This window comes from Pseudonocardia sp. HH130629-09, assembly GCF_001294645.1.
In the GTDB taxonomy this organism is placed as follows: Bacteria; Actinomycetota; Actinomycetes; order Mycobacteriales; family Pseudonocardiaceae; genus Pseudonocardia.
Map to the genome: position 1 here is coordinate 895,831 of NZ_CP011868.1, position 14,280 is coordinate 910,110.

The following is a 14,280-nucleotide window of genomic DNA, read 5'->3' on the forward strand; positions in this document are numbered from 1 at the left end:
CCTGTGTCCGCACCGACCACGGAACCCGCCGCGATCGTCACCTCCGTGCGCCCGCCGTTCCACCTGGCGATCCCGGTGGACGACATCGAGGCGGCCCGCGAGTTCTACGGCACCCTGCTCGGCTTCCCCCGCGGCCGCTCCGCCGAGCGCTGGACCGACTGGAACGTCGCCGGCCACCAGGTCGTCACCCACCAGGTCGGCGAGCCGTCGGACACCCCGCGCGCGGGCGTCGCCGGCACCAACCCCGTCGACGGCCACGACGTGCCGGTCCCGCACTTCGGGCTCGTGCTGAGCGTCCCGGAGTTCCGCGCACTGGCCGAGCGGCTGACCGCCGCCGGCACGCGGTTCGTCATCGAGCCGTACGTGCGGTTCGAGGGGGAGCCGGGGGAGCAGTGGACGATGTTCTTCCTCGACCCCGCGGGCAACGCGCTCGAGTTCAAGGCCTTCGCCGACCCCGAGCAGCTGTTCGCCGTCTGATCCCCACACGGTCGCGGCCCGTCCCCGGACGGGCCCGCGGCCGGGGTCATCGGCGGGATGCCGCCCGCCGATGACCCGCTGTGCCACCGGTGTCGCCGTCTCGCGCGCGCCGGGTCTGCTCCGCCCACCACATTGCGATCACGCCTGCCCGCAGCAGCGGGACCCCCACCGGGAGACACCCATGACCCTATCAAGCGACGCCCCCACCGGGCGGGCCGCCGAGACCCACTCCACCCCGTCGCCGAGCCCGGCCCGGTCCCGCCGCGCGGCGCTCGCCGCCGCGTCCGGGACCGCCGTCGAGTACTACGAGTTCGGCGTCTACGGCTACCTCGCCGTCGTCATCGGGCCGCTGTTCTTCCCCAGCGCCGATCCGGTCGCCTCACTACTGTCGATGCTGGCGGTGTTCGGCAGCGCGTTCCTCATGCGCCCGCTGGGCGGCATCGTCCTCGGCCGGCTCGGCGACCGCCTGGGCCGCAAGCCGGTCCTGGTGTTCACGGTCACCGGGATGGGCACCGCGACCGCCCTGGTCGGGCTGCTGCCGACCGCGGACACCGCGGGCCTGCTCGCCCCCGCGCTGCTGGTCCTCGCCCGGCTCGCGCAGGGCTTCTTCGCCGGTGGCGAGGTGACCGGGTCGGCCACCTACCTCGCCGAGGCCTCCCCGGCGGGCCGACGCGGCTTCTTCGGGTCCTTCACGCCGGTCGGGGTCGCGCTCGGTGGCGGCACCGCGGCGTTGGTCGCGGGGGTCACCTCGACCCTGCTGAACGCCGAGCAGCTGTCGGCGTTCGGCTGGCGGATCCCGTTCCTGCTCGCGCTACCGCTGGTGGTGCTCACCCTGATCGCCCGGCACCGGCTGGAGGACTCCGAGGAGTTCGAGCGGAGCCGCGCGGCGGGCGAGCTGCCCCAGGCCCCGGTGCGGGAGGTGCTCACCCACCACCGGCGCGCGCTGGTGACCGTGCTGCTGCTGGCCACCGGGGCGAACGCGGGCTACTGGATCGGCCTGATCTTCATGAACATCTACCTGACCTCGGAGCTGGGCTACCCGACGTCGAGCACGTTCTGGCTGATGGCCGCGATCGGGCTGTTCGTGGCGTGCCTGATGCCGCTCGCCGGCGCGCTGTCGGACCGCTACGGCCGCAAGAAGCTCATCGTCGCCGGGTTCCTCGGCTACTCCGTGCTGATCCTCCCGACGATGGCGTTGATGGGCACCGGCGACTTCACCCTGGCCGTCCTCGGCATGTTCCTGCTGGCCCTGCCGATGCCGGTCGTGCAGGCCGTCACCTACCCGACCTACGCCGAGCAGTTCCCGACCCGGGTCCGCTACACCGGCCTGTCCCTGGCCTTCAACGGCGGGACGATCATCGGCGGCGGTCTCACCCCGTTCCTCGCGACCTGGCTGGCCTCGGTCACCGGCGACCCGCTCGCACCCGGCTACCTGCTGATGGTCGCGACGGTCGTCGCACTGCTGACCCTGCTCACCGTCCGCGAGACCGCCCGCCGGGAGCCGGCCCGGTGACCGCCGCGACGACGGCGCCCGCCACCCCGGCCGAGCTCCGCGCACTGGCCGCCGCCGGGAGCTGGACCGGGCCCACCGCGGGCCTGTTCGGCGGGTACCAGCAGGCCAACCTGGTGGTGGTCCCGCAGGCGACGGCGTACGACTTCCTGCTCTTCTGCGTGCGGAACCCGACGCCGTGCCCGCTGCTCGGCGTCGGCGACACCGGCGACCCGGTCGTCACCGTCGGGGACACCCGGGTCGACGTCCGCACCGACTTCCCGCGCTACCGGACCTGGCTCCACGGCGTCGAGGACGGCGAGCCGACCGACCTGCGCGACCGGTGGCGCGCGGACTCGGTGGCGTTCCTGCTCGGGTGCAGCCACACCTTCGAGGAGCCCCTGGAACGGGCCGGGGTCCCGGTGCGGCGCAACCCGCACTCGTCCGCGCCCGCGGTGTACGTCACGACCCGCCCGACCGTGCCGGCGGGCCGGGTGCACGGACCGCTGGTGGTGAGCATGCGCGCGGTGCCCGCCGCGCTCGTCGACCGGGCCGTCGAGGTGACGGCGCGCTACCCGACCGGGCACGGCGCGCCGGTGCACGTCGGGGACCCCGCCGCGATCGGGATCTCGGACCTGGCCCGGCCGGACTTCGGGCCGGAGCCGGTGGTCGAGGAGGGTGACGTGCCGGTCTTCTGGGCGTGCGGGGTGACCCCGCAGCTGGCCCTGCCCGGCTGCGGTGCCGAGTACGTGTTCACCCACGCGGCCGGGCACATGGTCGTGCTGGACCACTCCGTCGACGCCGCTGCGGGCGCCGCTCCGCACGGATGACGCCGCCGTCCCCCGCTCAGGCCGCGCGGGCGGGGGACGACGGTGCCGCGGGGAACAGTGCCGCGACCCGGGCCGCGGACGCGTGCGCCCGCGCCGTGGTCCCCGGCACGCCGAGCACCACGACCACGACGGTCAGCGGCACCACGACCGCCCACGCCGTCGCGACCCCGGCGGCGGTGCTCGCCACGGTGGCGACCACGGTCCCGCTGATCGCGACGCCGAACGACCGCCCGGCCTGCCTGCTGGTCGAGGCCACCGCCGCGGCGACGCCGGCCCGCTCGGGCGGCATCCCGTTCACCGCCGTGTTCGTGATCGGCGGGTTGAGCAGCGCGAACCCGCAGCCGAACACCCCGTGCGCGACGAGCACGAGCCACAGCGGGGTGGCGGGGGAGAGCTGGGAGAAGGTCAGCGCGACCGCCACCATCGCCGTCCCGCCGAGGGCGAGCGGCAGCCGGGCCCCGCGCGCGGCTACCATCCGCCCGGCCAGCGGCGCGACCACCGTCGTCGCGACGGCGGCCGGCAGCAGGGTCAGCCCGGCCTGCAGGGCGCTGAGCCCCCGCACGTCCTGCGGGTAGAGCGCGGACAGGAACAGCAGCGAGCCGAACGCCGCGAACGCGCAGACCGCGATCACCGTCGCCGAGGTGAACGGGGCGCTGCGGAAGAACCGCAGCTCCACCAGGGGTTCGGGATGCCGCCGCTCCCAGACGACCGGCAGGACCAGCGCGCCGACGCCCAGCGCCACCAGCCCGAGCACCCCCGCCGACGACCAGCCCAGCCGCGGCCCCTCGATCACCGCCGCCACCGTCGACCCGAGCAGCGCCACCACCAGGAGCTGCCCCACCGGGTCGGCCCGCCGCGGACGGGCGGCCCGCGACTCCGGGACGAGCCGCGCCGTCAGGACCCACGCCGCCAGCACCACGGGGATGTTCACCCGGAAGATCGCCCGCCAGCCGACGGTGTCCACGAGCAGCCCGCCGAGCAGCGGGCCGAGGCCCAGCGAGATGCCGACCATCGCGCCCCACACCCCGATCGCGCGGGCCCGCTCCCGGGCGTCGGTGAAGACGTTGGTGATGATCGACATGGCGACCGGGTGAGCATCGCGCCGCCGAGGGCCTGCACCACCCGCGCCCCGATCAGCCAGCCGACCGTCGGAGCCAGGCTGCACAGCAGCGACCCGATGCCGAACACAACGAGCCCGGTCCGGAAGACGCGGCGGCGCCCGACCCGGTCCGCCGTCGCGCCGGCCAGCATCAGGAAGCAGGCCAGGACGACGGTGTAGGCGTCGACGGTCCACTGCAGCTCGGTGATCGAGGCGTGCAGGTCCGCGACGAGCGCGGGCAGCGCCACGTTGATGATCGTGACGTCCATCGAGACGATCAGGATGCTGGTGCAGAGCACGGCCAGGATCAGCAGCCGGTGCCGGCGTCCGGCGGGACCGGCCGGTACGACGACGTCGTTCCCCACGACATCTCCTTGTCCGGAGCTAACGAACTGGGAGTGACGATAGCCTGCCCCGCGGTGCCGGGTGCGGCGGTCGGGCCCGATGCCTACAGGTGGGTGGAGTAGAAGCCGGCGAGCCGTTCGACCGCGGCGTCGACGTAGGTGGGCTCGTCGTACATCTCGTAGTGGCCCGCCCCGTCGACCACCATGAGGTCCACGGGGTTCGGGGCCGTCTCCCAGAGCCGCATGCCGGCCTCGGAGGATCCGGTGGTGCCGACGCGGCCGGCCAGGACGACCTGCAGGGGTTGGGTCATGAGCGGGTCGACCAGGTGGAACGCGTCGTACCCGAGCAGCAGGGAGTCCCCCCGCGCGAGGCGACGGTTCGTCGAGTACTCGCTCCCGCCCCGTCCGGTGCGGTAGTACCGGATCGCCTGTGTCGTGTCGATGTCGTCCACTCCGAGCGCGGCGGCCTCCTCGGCGTTGTCGGGGAGCCACTTCTCGCGGGTGAGATGTCCTGCGCGGTTCTCGGCCGAACGGGCGTCCGCCATGGCGCCGAGTGCGGCGACGGGACCGTCGGGCGCGACGACGCGGAACGCGGTGCCGATGTCCACGGGGACGACCACGCCCACGGCCCTGATGCGGTGGTCGGTGCGGGCGGTGTGGACGGCGTACCCGCCACCGGCGCAGATGCCGAGCACGCCGATGCGTCGGGGGTCGATCCCGGCCGTGGTGTCCAGTGCGTCGAGTGCGTAGCTGATGTCCTCGCCCCGCCGGTACGGGTCCTCGAGGTCGCGCGGCTCGCCACCACTGCGGCCCTGGTGCGCCGGGTCGAGGACGAGCGCGGCGATGCCGCGGTCGGCGAGACGGCGGGCGTACTCGGCGCCGATCTGCTCCTTGACACTGCTACCCGGGGTCGACAGCACCACGGCGGGCCGGGGAGCCGACCCGTCGGGGCCGGGTGGCAGGTGGAGATCGGCGGCGAGCTGGATGGGCCCGCGCGGGATCGTGATGTGCTGCAGTGGCACGGGAGCCCCTCCGTCTAGGGTCGACAGCGGTCGAAGTTCGACATGCAGGTAGTTCGATTTCGACTCTGTTCGACATCGTACGGAATGGGAGGCCCTCGTGTCGGTCGACGCCGCGCAGCTGTGGTCGCTGAACCATCGGCTGCTGACCGTCGTGCTGGAGGAGTGCGTCGCCGACCTGGCGGAGCTGGGCCTGGAGACGAAGGAGTTCTTCGTCCTCGCCGAGGTCGCCACGTCCCCCTACCCGGCCCAGCTCGCCGCGACGCTGGTCATCCCGAAGGCGAGCGTGACGGCGTACGTGCGCACCCTGGTCGGCCTCGGTTACCTGCGCCGGGAGATCGACGACGCCGACCTGCGCCGCCACCGGCTCGTCCTGACCGTCGAGGGGGAGGCCGCCCGCGACCGGGCGCTCGCCGCGCTGGCACGGGAGTTCGACCGCAGGCTCGCGCGGATCCCGCCGCAGGACCGGGCCGAGCTGGCACGGATCCTGCTCGCCCTGCTCGGACCGGTGGAGCAGACCGCGGGGGCCAGGGCTTCGCAGGATGTCGTCGTGGGCCGGCAGCCCCGTAGCCCGCTAGCCTCGACGTGCCAGGCACGATCGACCCGTCCGGGACGGAGGCCGCGATGCGGATCATCGCGCTCGAGGAGCACTTCCCGGATCTCGACGTCGCGCGGGCGAGCAGGCCCGAGGCCGAGCGGCTCAGCCCCGGCTCCGCCGCGGCGTACGCCCCGGGGACGGGGTACCCCTACACGCCGGCGCCCGAGGTGCTCCTCGATCTGGGGGAGGGGCGGATCGCCGACATGGACGCCCATGGCATCTCCGTGCAGGTCCTGTCCACCCCCTCCACCCAGCAGCTGCCCGCCGACGTCGCCGTGGAGCTCGTCCGGAAGGTCAACGACCGCACGGCGGCGGCCGTCGCGGCGCACCCGGACCGCTTCGCCGCCTTCGCCGCGCTGCCGACGGCCGTGCCGGAGGCCGCCGCCGACGAGCTCGACCGCGCCGTCGGTGAGCTCGGGTTCGTCGGATCCATGATCAACGGCCGGACCGGGGGCGGGTTCCTCGACGAGCCCCGGTTCGACCCGTCCTGCGGCGGTCGGCGGAGCTGCGGGTGCCCATCTATCTGCACCCGGGCGTCCCGCCGGTCGAGACCTCCCGGCCGACCTACGAGGGCGGGCTCGACCCGATCGTCACGGCCCGGCTGCAGGCCAGTGCCTGGGGCTGGCACGTCGAGACGGGGACCCACTTCCTCCATCTTGTCCTCGCCGGGGTGTTCGACCGGTACCCGGACCTGCAGCTCGTCCTCGGCCACTGGGGCGAGATGGTCCCCTTCTACCTCGAGCGGATCGAGGAGGCCCTGCCTCAGCGGATCACCCACCTGGACCGTCCGGTCGGGGACTACTTCCAGGAGAACGTCCACATCACCCCGAGCGGGATGTTCAACCAGGTCCAGCTCCGGTTCTGCGTCGAGACGGTCGGGGTGGACCGGATCATGTTCAGCGTCGACTACCCGATGCTGGGCAATGACGGCGCCCGGGCGTTCCTTCGCGAGGCGGACCTGCCCCCGCTCGCGATGGAGAAGATCGCCCACCTCAACGCCGAACGGCTGCTGGGGCTGCCGGGATGAGCACGGCCGGGAACCGTCGGCACCATGAGCTGCAGGGGACAGGACGAGCTGTGGGGGTAGGACGATGACGTCCTACCCCCACAGAATCGGTGGTGCGCCGTCAGGGACTTGAACCCCGAACCCGCTGATCTGGCGTCAGATCTTCAGCGATGGTCCGCCAGCGTCATCTGTGCTGGTAGGACCCAGTAAGGGCGCCGCTGGATCATCGCCGGTGCTTACCGGTGAGGGTCGAGCGACGTACGTAAGCGGTCCTCAATCCGGTCTCTCGGCCCGCCCGTCGGGTACTCGACGCGGATACCGGTCGCCCACTTACTGTGCCGAGTGGTTTGACGAAGGACCTCTCGCCTGCCAGGCACCCGCATATCGCTGTTGAACTGGTCTGCGCCGCTCGTCCGCGCTGGTCAGCTGTCCAGTGACGTCCGTGGCGGTCCGGCAGTTCGCGGGTCGGTTGTCACTCAGTTAGTCACTCAGCGGGCCCTCGACCGCGACCTACGGCACCCACCGAGGCCCGGCCAGAGCGTGGGCTCCGACCGGGCCTGTAGTCAGCGGCTACTTCTTACCGCGCTTCTTTCCGGCGTCGCTGCGCTTCTCCCGCCATGAGCCATCCTTGTTGCGGTCGCGCTCACGCTTGCCCCCGCCAGGAGCGGGAACCTGAGGTACTGCCATGGCGTTCCTCCCGGAACTCCGAGTGCGTTCGGAGGATCTGCCACCCCCACGGGGTGACGAGCGCGCCATCGTCATGTAGTTTCCGCATGCCAGTACGGATTCCCGGTAGGCGGCAACCCTCCAGTAGGGACGGATTGCCCCTACCGGACGTCACCCTATCGACGCACCGGTGTCACGGACTGTGTCCAGTCGAGTTCTTCGACCATAGGTTCGATTCGTGCGGCAAGCGGTCATCTCTGGACTGAGACCGGCTAGCGGCTATGGGCGCCGGACTACGTTTATGTGTGCATACGTACTGTCGGCTACTTTTCCCTGACGGACCGGCTCGGTAATGAGGTGCCGGATCTGCAACGGGTGCCAACCCACACCGGGGCTCGTGCGGCATCTCGTCGACCTGGCACAGCCCGACCGCGCGGTGGGCCGGGGGCAGCCCTCGACGATACCGGCGGCCGGACGCGCCAAGCTCTGCCCACGTGCCGCCGTGTGGTAGCCGTTCACGGAGGTCGGCGTGATGCCGCGCCCCGGCCATCTCGGAGACCTGCCCGCCCGGCGAGGGCGCGTCTTGCGACTGTGCCGTTCAAACCGACGGTACCGTGCGGCATGTCCCACACACCGGAGGAATCAGACAGTCAGGACGTGCAGGCAGCCATCGGCGGGCCGACAGCCACGGCTGATCCTTCCGATCCCGGCTATCTCGACGCCTTTATAGCTTACGAATCAATACTTACTGACCATTACGAAGAGTTTCTTGTCGAGACGTCGATGGTCTTCTTCGACGATCACTGGCAACATTCTGATGAGATCAAGATTAACGTGCACTTGTACCCCTCTACTGAGGGCAGGCCGTTTCTCACGTTAGCAACTTGCGGTATGGGTCTTACCCGTATGAATGTCAACGACACGAGCAGTATCGAGGTTCGAGATTTATCGACCGGGGCCGTAGTCGCGGCACCTGACGACTTCGTGGGCAATGAGGAGTATTCCAGAGCGGAATTACTCCTATACCTCCCGGCCGACTGGGACTTCGGAGACCCGGACGGCTACGTACCGCTGCAGCTCTTGGTCCGGTTGGCTCGCTACCCGCACAGGGAATCGACTTGGCTCGGTCCTGAACAGACCGTCTCAAATGGGCCCGGATTCGAACCGTTCTTCGAAGGTTCGCTTCTTGCAGCGTCGTACTTCTTGCCAGCGGTCTTGGAGCAGGAAGAGTTTTTCCACTTTGATATTGGTGACGGCGCCCACTTGCACGTCTTGTGGGTTCAGCCAATCACCATCGGTGAGTGCCATTTGAAACGCACAGAAGGTCCGGCAGAACTCAACGTTCGCCTGATGGAGAACGACGTGCTAGTTCTCGACATCGATCGGGCCTGCACTGTGTCTCCGGAGACTCGAGCCCAGAGGCGCACGCGGGAGCGGGCACAGAAGCGTAGGCGACGCTCACGTCGGGAGCTACCCTGGGAAAGCCTAACCTGCGGTGTGTCAACGGCGGGTTGGGAGTGACCCCGTAGCGACGGATTGGAACTGACCCCCGGCGTGGTGTGGTGATGGTCAGTCGTTGCTGGCGCGGTTGTGTTTGGCCAGGAGCTCGCGTCGGGCGCGGGTGCGGTAGGAGTCCCCGGACAGGGTCAGGACTTCGGCGTGGTGGACGAGGCGGTCGATCATGGCTGCGGCGACGACGTCGTCGGAGAAGGTCTCGCCCCAGCGGCCGAAGGGCAGATTGCTGGTGACCATGACGCTGCCTTGTTCATAGCGGGAAGCGATGAGCTGGAAGAACAGGTTCGCTGCGTCCTGGTCGAACGGGATGTAGCCGACCTCGTCGATGATGATCAGTTTGTAGCGGCGGATCTTCTTCAGCTCGGCCTCGAGCCGGCCGCTCTGGTGCGCGGCGGCGAGTCTGGTGATCCAGTTGCTGGCGGTGTCGAACAGGACCGAGTAGCCGGCGTGGGCGGCTTTGACGCCGAGCCCGATCGCGAGGTGGGTCTTCCCGATCCCGGGCGGGCCGAGCAGGATCACGTTCTCGCACTTGGCGACGAACGTGCTCGTGGCCAGGTGGGCCAGGATGTCGCGGCGCAGCGAGGGCAGATGGTCGAGGTTGAAGTCCTCCAAGGTCTTGACCTGGGGGAAGTGCGCGGTGCGGATCCGCATGACCGTGCCCTTGGACTCGCGGTCGGCGACCTGGCGCTGCAGCAGCGCGCCCAGATACTCCTCGTGCGACCAGTTCTCCTCACGGGCCTGGGCGGCAAGCTGTTCCCAGCTGGCCGCGATGGTCGGGGTCTTCAGGACCCGGGTCAGGTAGGCGATCATCGCCGGCAGTCCGTCGGGGACCGCGGCCAGCACCGGACCGGCCGGCCCCGAGCTCCCAGCGGGGTCGGTGGTGATCTTCGGTGGTGTGGTTGTCATGAGCTGCTCGCTTCCTCGGCAGTGGAGACGAAGTCGACACCGAACAGGGCGTCGTAGTCGGGCAGTGCGCGCAGGGTCACCGGGTGGCCGTCGAGGTGACGGCGTGCTGCGGCCTGTCGGGTGTTGCGGTCGTGGGCCAGGGCGCGGCGCATCGCCGCGGCGGTGTGCTGGTGCGCCGGGTCGGTGATCACCGCGTGGCGGGCCCAGCTGCGGTCGTGACGGGCGACGACCTGGCCGGCGCAGTAGACGACGACCTCGCGCGGTGAGGCGGCGACATCGACGAACCGGCCGATCATCTGCGGATCCACGGAGTAGTCGTTGGCATCGACGCGGACGTAGTAGTCCCGTGCCAGCCGGATCCGCTGGGCCAGCCCGATCGGCGGGTCCAGCGGCGGCAGCGGAGTCATCGCCGCGTAGTCGTGGGCGAGCACGTCCACCGGGCGGCCGCCGATCGCTCGGACGGTGCGGGTGTTGGCCCGGGCCAGCCAGTCGTCGATCTGGTGGTTGAAGTCGGCTGGGGAGGCGAAGCGACGTCCGGGCAGGAACGAGGTCTCGAAGTAGCCGTTGTTGCGTTCGACCAGCCCCTTGAACTCCGGATCCCGCGGTGGGGCAAGCCGGATCCGGGTGGCCAGAGTGCCGGCGAACGCAGCGGCCGGTGCCGAGACCCGCCCGGTCCCGCCGATCGCAGACTCCCGGTCCCAGACCAGCGTGCGGGTCACCCGCCCGACGTCGCTGATCAGCTGCCACATCCCGGACAGGATGTCCCCGGCCTGGCGCGAGGGGATCATCGTCGCGGACAAGAACCGCGAGTAGCCCAGCGTCATCACCAGCACCGGTAGGACCCGTTCCTGGCCTGGGCCGACGGGGATCGTGGTCTCGGGGAACCACAGGTCGCACTGGGTGATCTCGCCCGGTGCGTAGGCGACCCGGTCGACCGGGTCGATCCCGACATACTCGGGGCGGATCTGGCGGATCCGGTCCTTGAGCACGGTCAGCGAGTGCTCCCACCCGATCCGCTCTGCGATCACCGTGGCCGGCATGCGTGGGAACTGCGCCAGCAATGCCCGCACCTGCGGCTCGACCGCATCCGCCAGCGATCCCCGCGGGCCCCGTTCCCGCTTCGGCGGGCCCGGCGCCCGCAACGCGGAGCGCACCGTGTTGCGGGCCACCCCCAGCCGGCGGGCGATCTCCTTGATCGGGACACCCTCGGCCCGATGCAGACGACGGATCTCGGCCCAGTCCTCCACCGACAACACCCCCTCAGCGTCGTGCAGAGGGGGTCAATCCCAAGCCGACGCTAGGGGGTCAGTCTGAGCCCGTCGTCGACACGGTGAGTGTCACGAGACTTTTTACGAAGTGTTGATTGAGGCAGATGACGACGTTTCCGGCTAGAAGCAAAGGCGTCCGTGACTAGCGCACAGGTACCCTGGTGGTGGGCCCCTGTCCTCGGCGCGCTCGCTGGAGCCATTGCAGGAGTCATCACAACCCTTTTAGTCGGCTCCAGCAAAGCGGAGCGAGAAGAGCGCGGCAAGCGTCGGATTGACGCGCGACGTTCGATAGGCGACGCGTTGCGGACACTTAGATACCGCGTTTCCGAATATCGTCTAGCGAAGTTCAACCTTACAAAATTAGCCGACTTCGATACTGTTCGTCATTCCGCTGCGATCCTAGCCTCGACGATCCACAATGCCGGACATGTTCTACCCAGACTCGAACAGCTTCGACTGATGCACGACGTGCGACGCGTTGTCGGCCGCAACCTAATGACGGCGGCCACCATGCGCGCTCCTGAACATGACGAAGTCCTAGATGATTCGGCATTGCAAGCGGCAGTCTCGATAGAACGACAGCCTGCAAGGGAAGCTCTTTTTGGCGGATATTTGCAGAACCTAAAGCCGACAGAAAAGAAGTGGGACAACCTGCTAGCTGCGATTGATCGACTCAGACGCCGGTTTCCGTAACGGGCAGCGACGGAGGGGAGGGCGCCGCGCGGTGACCGGCCGGAGGCCGCACGCTGCGCGCGGCGCCAGGGGCGCCGCCTTGAAACGGAATGGAAAGTCTAGAAACAGCGCGCACCGTGGAAGCGCTACAGGCCGGCTGATGCCCGGGCCGTGATCATGCGACACCAGTAGCCGGACCTGCTGGTGCATCGAGTTTCGTCGTTTGACGACGGTGAACGGTACGTCCGTGCGAACGTCATCGGAGCTGCCGTGGGCGGCGGTAGTCTGGGCAGGTGCGCGGGGCCGGTGATGAGATGCAGATCGGTGAACGGGTCGCGTTCTGTCGGCAACGGCGCGGCTACACACAGAGCCAACTCGCTGGCCTCGTCGGCCGGAGCACCGACTGGCTGAGCAAGATCGAGCGAGGGGAGCGTCCGCTCCGCCGCGTCGATCTTCTGACTGAGCTGGCATCGGCACTGCGTGTCTCACTCGGCGACCTCATGGGCCAGCCAGTCCTGATGGAGGACGACGACGAGCGCGACGACATTCCGGCAATCCGCGACGCCCTCATGGCACCGGGCCGACTGTCGCGTGTGCTGTTCGCATCCGAGGCGGGTCAGCCGCCTGATTTGGGGCAGGCCGAGCAGCTCGTCGAGTTCTTGTGGGCTGACTACCAGAGGGGACGGATCAGCGACGTTGTTGAACGACTACCGCGCCTGATCCAGGCGGCGCAGCAGCTGGAAGACGCCGCAGCCGGCCGCGGCACGGATGACCGCCGTCGTTCGTGGGCGATGTCCGCCCGCACGCACCACCTCGCCGCGACGACACTGAGCAAGGTCGGCGAGGCCGACCTTTCGTGGATCGCCGCCGAGCGTGCGATGAAGGCCGCCGACGAGGCCGACGACCCGCTTGTGCTTGCGTCCGCCGCTCGGGCAGCGACGCACGCGCTGCTCGCTGTCGGCCGGTACGACGATGCGCTCAGCCTCGGCGAGACTGCCGCGCGGTGGCTCGGGCCGCAGGTCGAGGCAGGCGACCCGGAGGCGCTGAGCCTGCTCGGGATGCTTCACCTAAGGACCGCGGTTGCTGCAGCGCGTCGGCAGGACCGATCGTCCTCGGACGAACTGCTCCGGCACGCCGAACAGGCGGCGGAGCGGCTCGGGGAGGACGCGAACTACTGGCAGACGGGCTTCGGGCCGACGAACGTCGAGCTGCACCGACTTTCGGCCGGCCTCGACTTGGGCGACATGTCGTGGGTCGCCCGGCGCGGTGAGGACGTCGACGCCTCGCACCTCCCGGCCGAGCGCCAAGTGACCCATATGATCGACCTCGCGCGAGCGCTCTCGTACCTTGCGCGCGACGACGATGCGCTGACGCTGCTGCTCGATGCCGAGCAGACGGCACCCGCGCTCGTCCGCCACAGCGCCGTCGTGCGAGAGACGGTCAAGACCATGCACCGCCGCGCGCCGGTCACCGGTGGCAGCCGGTCGTCCCGTCTGCTCGGGCTCGCACAGCGGTGCAGGGCGGTTCGATGACCGACGACGGACCGGTCGTGGGTCTCGTGGCCGGTGGAGTTGGTGGGGTCGAAACGATCCGCACCGAGTTCGTAGTACCGGCGATCGAACGTGGCTGGACGGTCGCCGTCACGCTGACGCCGACCGCGGGTCAGTGGCTCGACAAGTCCGGCGAGCTCGCGGAGCTGGAGGCGATGACACGGCTTCCCGTTCGTGTCGCGCCGCGCCAGCCGGGCGAGCGGAGCCCTCACCCACCCGTGAACTGTTACGTCGTCGCGCCGGCCTCGGCCAACACTGTGGCGAAGCTTGCGCTCGGTATCGCGGACAATCAGGCACTCACGACCGTCGGCGAGGCGATCGGCAACCCGGTCACTCCGGTGGTTGTCTTCCCGCGGGTGAACGCGGCCCACGCGCGGCATCCAGCGTGGGAACGACACCTCGCTGCACTGCGCGCCGGGGGAGTCCACCTCGTGTACGGCCCGGAGGTCTGGACGCTCCACGAGCCGAGGCAGGCTCCGCCGGACCGGCGACTGCCATGGGACGAGATACTCTCCATCGTTGACCGGATCATCATCAGTAGCTAGATTTTCGGTGTTCATTCGCGATCTCTGAGGGACCCGGACAGTTTGTCCGGGTCCCTCGTGCATTCCGGGGTTCTCCTGTGATGGCTCCACCTCTCCGGTGGGTCGGGACACAGGAGGAAACTCGATGTCTGTTCACAATCGCGAACAATCTGACACAACGGTGTCAACGGCGGACGACCGCGCTCAGCGGGCCGTTCGTACGTCCCGTCTGATGACGGTCGAGGAGGTCGCCGAGCTGTGGTTCGGTGAGGTCGGACCGGGCGGCTCCGCCAGCTCCAACTGCCAGAAGATCCGCC

The 14,280-nt window shown here is 69.7% G+C and carries 9 protein-coding genes, 1 tRNA gene and 3 pseudogenes; 8 read left to right on the plus strand and 5 right to left on the minus strand.

Going from position 1 to position 14,280, the window contains the following annotated elements; all coding sequences use genetic code 11:
* Positions 1-3: 3 nt before the first annotated feature.
* The 3 genes from XF36_RS04270 to XF36_RS04280 all read left to right on the plus strand — a co-directional run bounded on the left by XF36_RS04270 (position 4) and on the right by XF36_RS04280 (position 2,796).
* The gene (locus tag XF36_RS04270; RefSeq protein ID WP_226351833.1) at positions 4-477 is read left to right on the plus strand and encodes a VOC family protein; all 474 of its coding nucleotides are present in this window, start codon (positions 4-6) and stop codon (positions 475-477) included.
* 181 nt (positions 478-658) lie between these two features.
* On the plus strand, positions 659-1,990 hold the full coding sequence (locus tag XF36_RS04275; protein ID WP_060710971.1) for an MFS transporter: 1,332 nt from the start codon (positions 659-661) through the stop codon (positions 1,988-1,990).
* Positions 1,987-2,796: a D-glutamate cyclase family protein gene (locus XF36_RS04280; RefSeq protein ID WP_060710972.1), complete on the plus strand. Its 810-nt coding sequence runs from the start codon at positions 1,987-1,989 to the stop codon at positions 2,794-2,796. The genes XF36_RS04275 and XF36_RS04280 overlap by 4 nt, the downstream gene beginning before the upstream one ends.
* A gap of 16 nt (positions 2,797-2,812) precedes the next feature.
* On the opposite strand, the pseudogene XF36_RS04285 reads toward XF36_RS04280, so the two are convergent.
* Positions 2,813-4,164 (minus strand): annotated as a pseudogene (locus tag XF36_RS04285) (DHA2 family efflux MFS transporter permease subunit).
* Between the two features lie 179 nt (positions 4,165-4,343).
* Positions 4,344-5,261 carry an alpha/beta hydrolase gene (locus tag XF36_RS04290; RefSeq protein WP_060710973.1) on the minus strand — a complete coding sequence of 306 codons (918 nt, stop codon included), beginning with the start codon at positions 5,259-5,261 and terminating at the stop codon, positions 4,344-4,346.
* Positions 5,262-5,412: 151 nt separating this feature from the next.
* Here XF36_RS04290 and XF36_RS33680 point away from each other — a divergent pair.
* Together XF36_RS33680 and XF36_RS04295 are read left to right on the plus strand one after the other, a co-directional pair.
* Positions 5,413-5,559, plus strand: a pseudogene (locus XF36_RS33680) (MarR family transcriptional regulator); the annotation flags it as partial.
* Between the two features lie 500 nt (positions 5,560-6,059).
* Positions 6,060-6,883 (plus strand): annotated as a pseudogene (locus XF36_RS04295) (amidohydrolase family protein).
* 90 nt (positions 6,884-6,973) lie between these two features.
* Here XF36_RS04295 and XF36_RS32070 read toward each other — a convergent pair.
* Positions 6,974-7,078 (minus strand) — tRNA-Trp (locus XF36_RS32070).
* 1,107 nt (positions 7,079-8,185) lie between these two features.
* On the opposite strand from XF36_RS32070, the gene XF36_RS30010 reads away from it, so the two are divergent.
* Positions 8,186-9,049 (plus strand): suppressor of fused domain protein, encoded by an 864-nt coding sequence (locus XF36_RS30010; RefSeq protein ID WP_168169456.1) that lies wholly within the window; start codon positions 8,186-8,188, stop codon positions 9,047-9,049.
* Between the two features lie 48 nt (positions 9,050-9,097).
* Here the strand turns inward: XF36_RS30010 and istB are convergent, their stop codons facing one another.
* Positions 9,098-9,949, minus strand: coding sequence for an IS21-like element helper ATPase IstB (istB, locus tag XF36_RS04300; protein ID WP_060713594.1), 852 nt, complete (start codon positions 9,947-9,949; stop codon positions 9,098-9,100).
* The gene (gene istA, locus XF36_RS04305) at positions 9,946-11,205 is read right to left on the minus strand and encodes an IS21 family transposase (RefSeq protein WP_145981219.1); all 1,260 of its coding nucleotides are present in this window, start codon (positions 11,203-11,205) and stop codon (positions 9,946-9,948) included. The genes istB and istA overlap by 4 nt, the downstream gene beginning before the upstream one ends.
* Before the next feature lie 977 nt (positions 11,206-12,182).
* On the opposite strand from istA, the gene XF36_RS04310 reads away from it, so the two are divergent.
* Both XF36_RS04310 and XF36_RS04315 read left to right on the plus strand, forming a co-directional pair.
* Positions 12,183-13,421 carry a helix-turn-helix domain-containing protein gene (locus XF36_RS04310; protein WP_060710974.1) on the plus strand — a complete coding sequence of 413 codons (1,239 nt, stop codon included), beginning with the start codon at positions 12,183-12,185 and terminating at the stop codon, positions 13,419-13,421.
* On the plus strand, positions 13,418-13,984 hold the full coding sequence (locus XF36_RS04315; RefSeq protein ID WP_060714415.1) for a flavoprotein: 567 nt from the start codon (positions 13,418-13,420) through the stop codon (positions 13,982-13,984). The genes XF36_RS04310 and XF36_RS04315 overlap by 4 nt, the downstream gene beginning before the upstream one ends.
* The last annotated feature ends 296 nt before the right edge of the window (positions 13,985-14,280 follow it).

What these genes read in the sequence shown, in the direction of transcription:
- XF36_RS04275 (WP_060710971.1), top strand. Translation starts at nt 659, where the DNA reads ATGACCCTATCAAGCGACGCCCCCACCGGGCGGGCCGCCGAGACCCAC.
- istB (WP_060713594.1), bottom strand. Translation starts at nt 9,949, where the DNA reads ATGACAACCACACCACCGAAGATCACCACCGACCCCGCTGGGAGCTCG.
- XF36_RS04315 (WP_060714415.1), top strand. Translation starts at nt 13,418, where the DNA reads ATGACCGACGACGGACCGGTCGTGGGTCTCGTGGCCGGTGGAGTTGGT.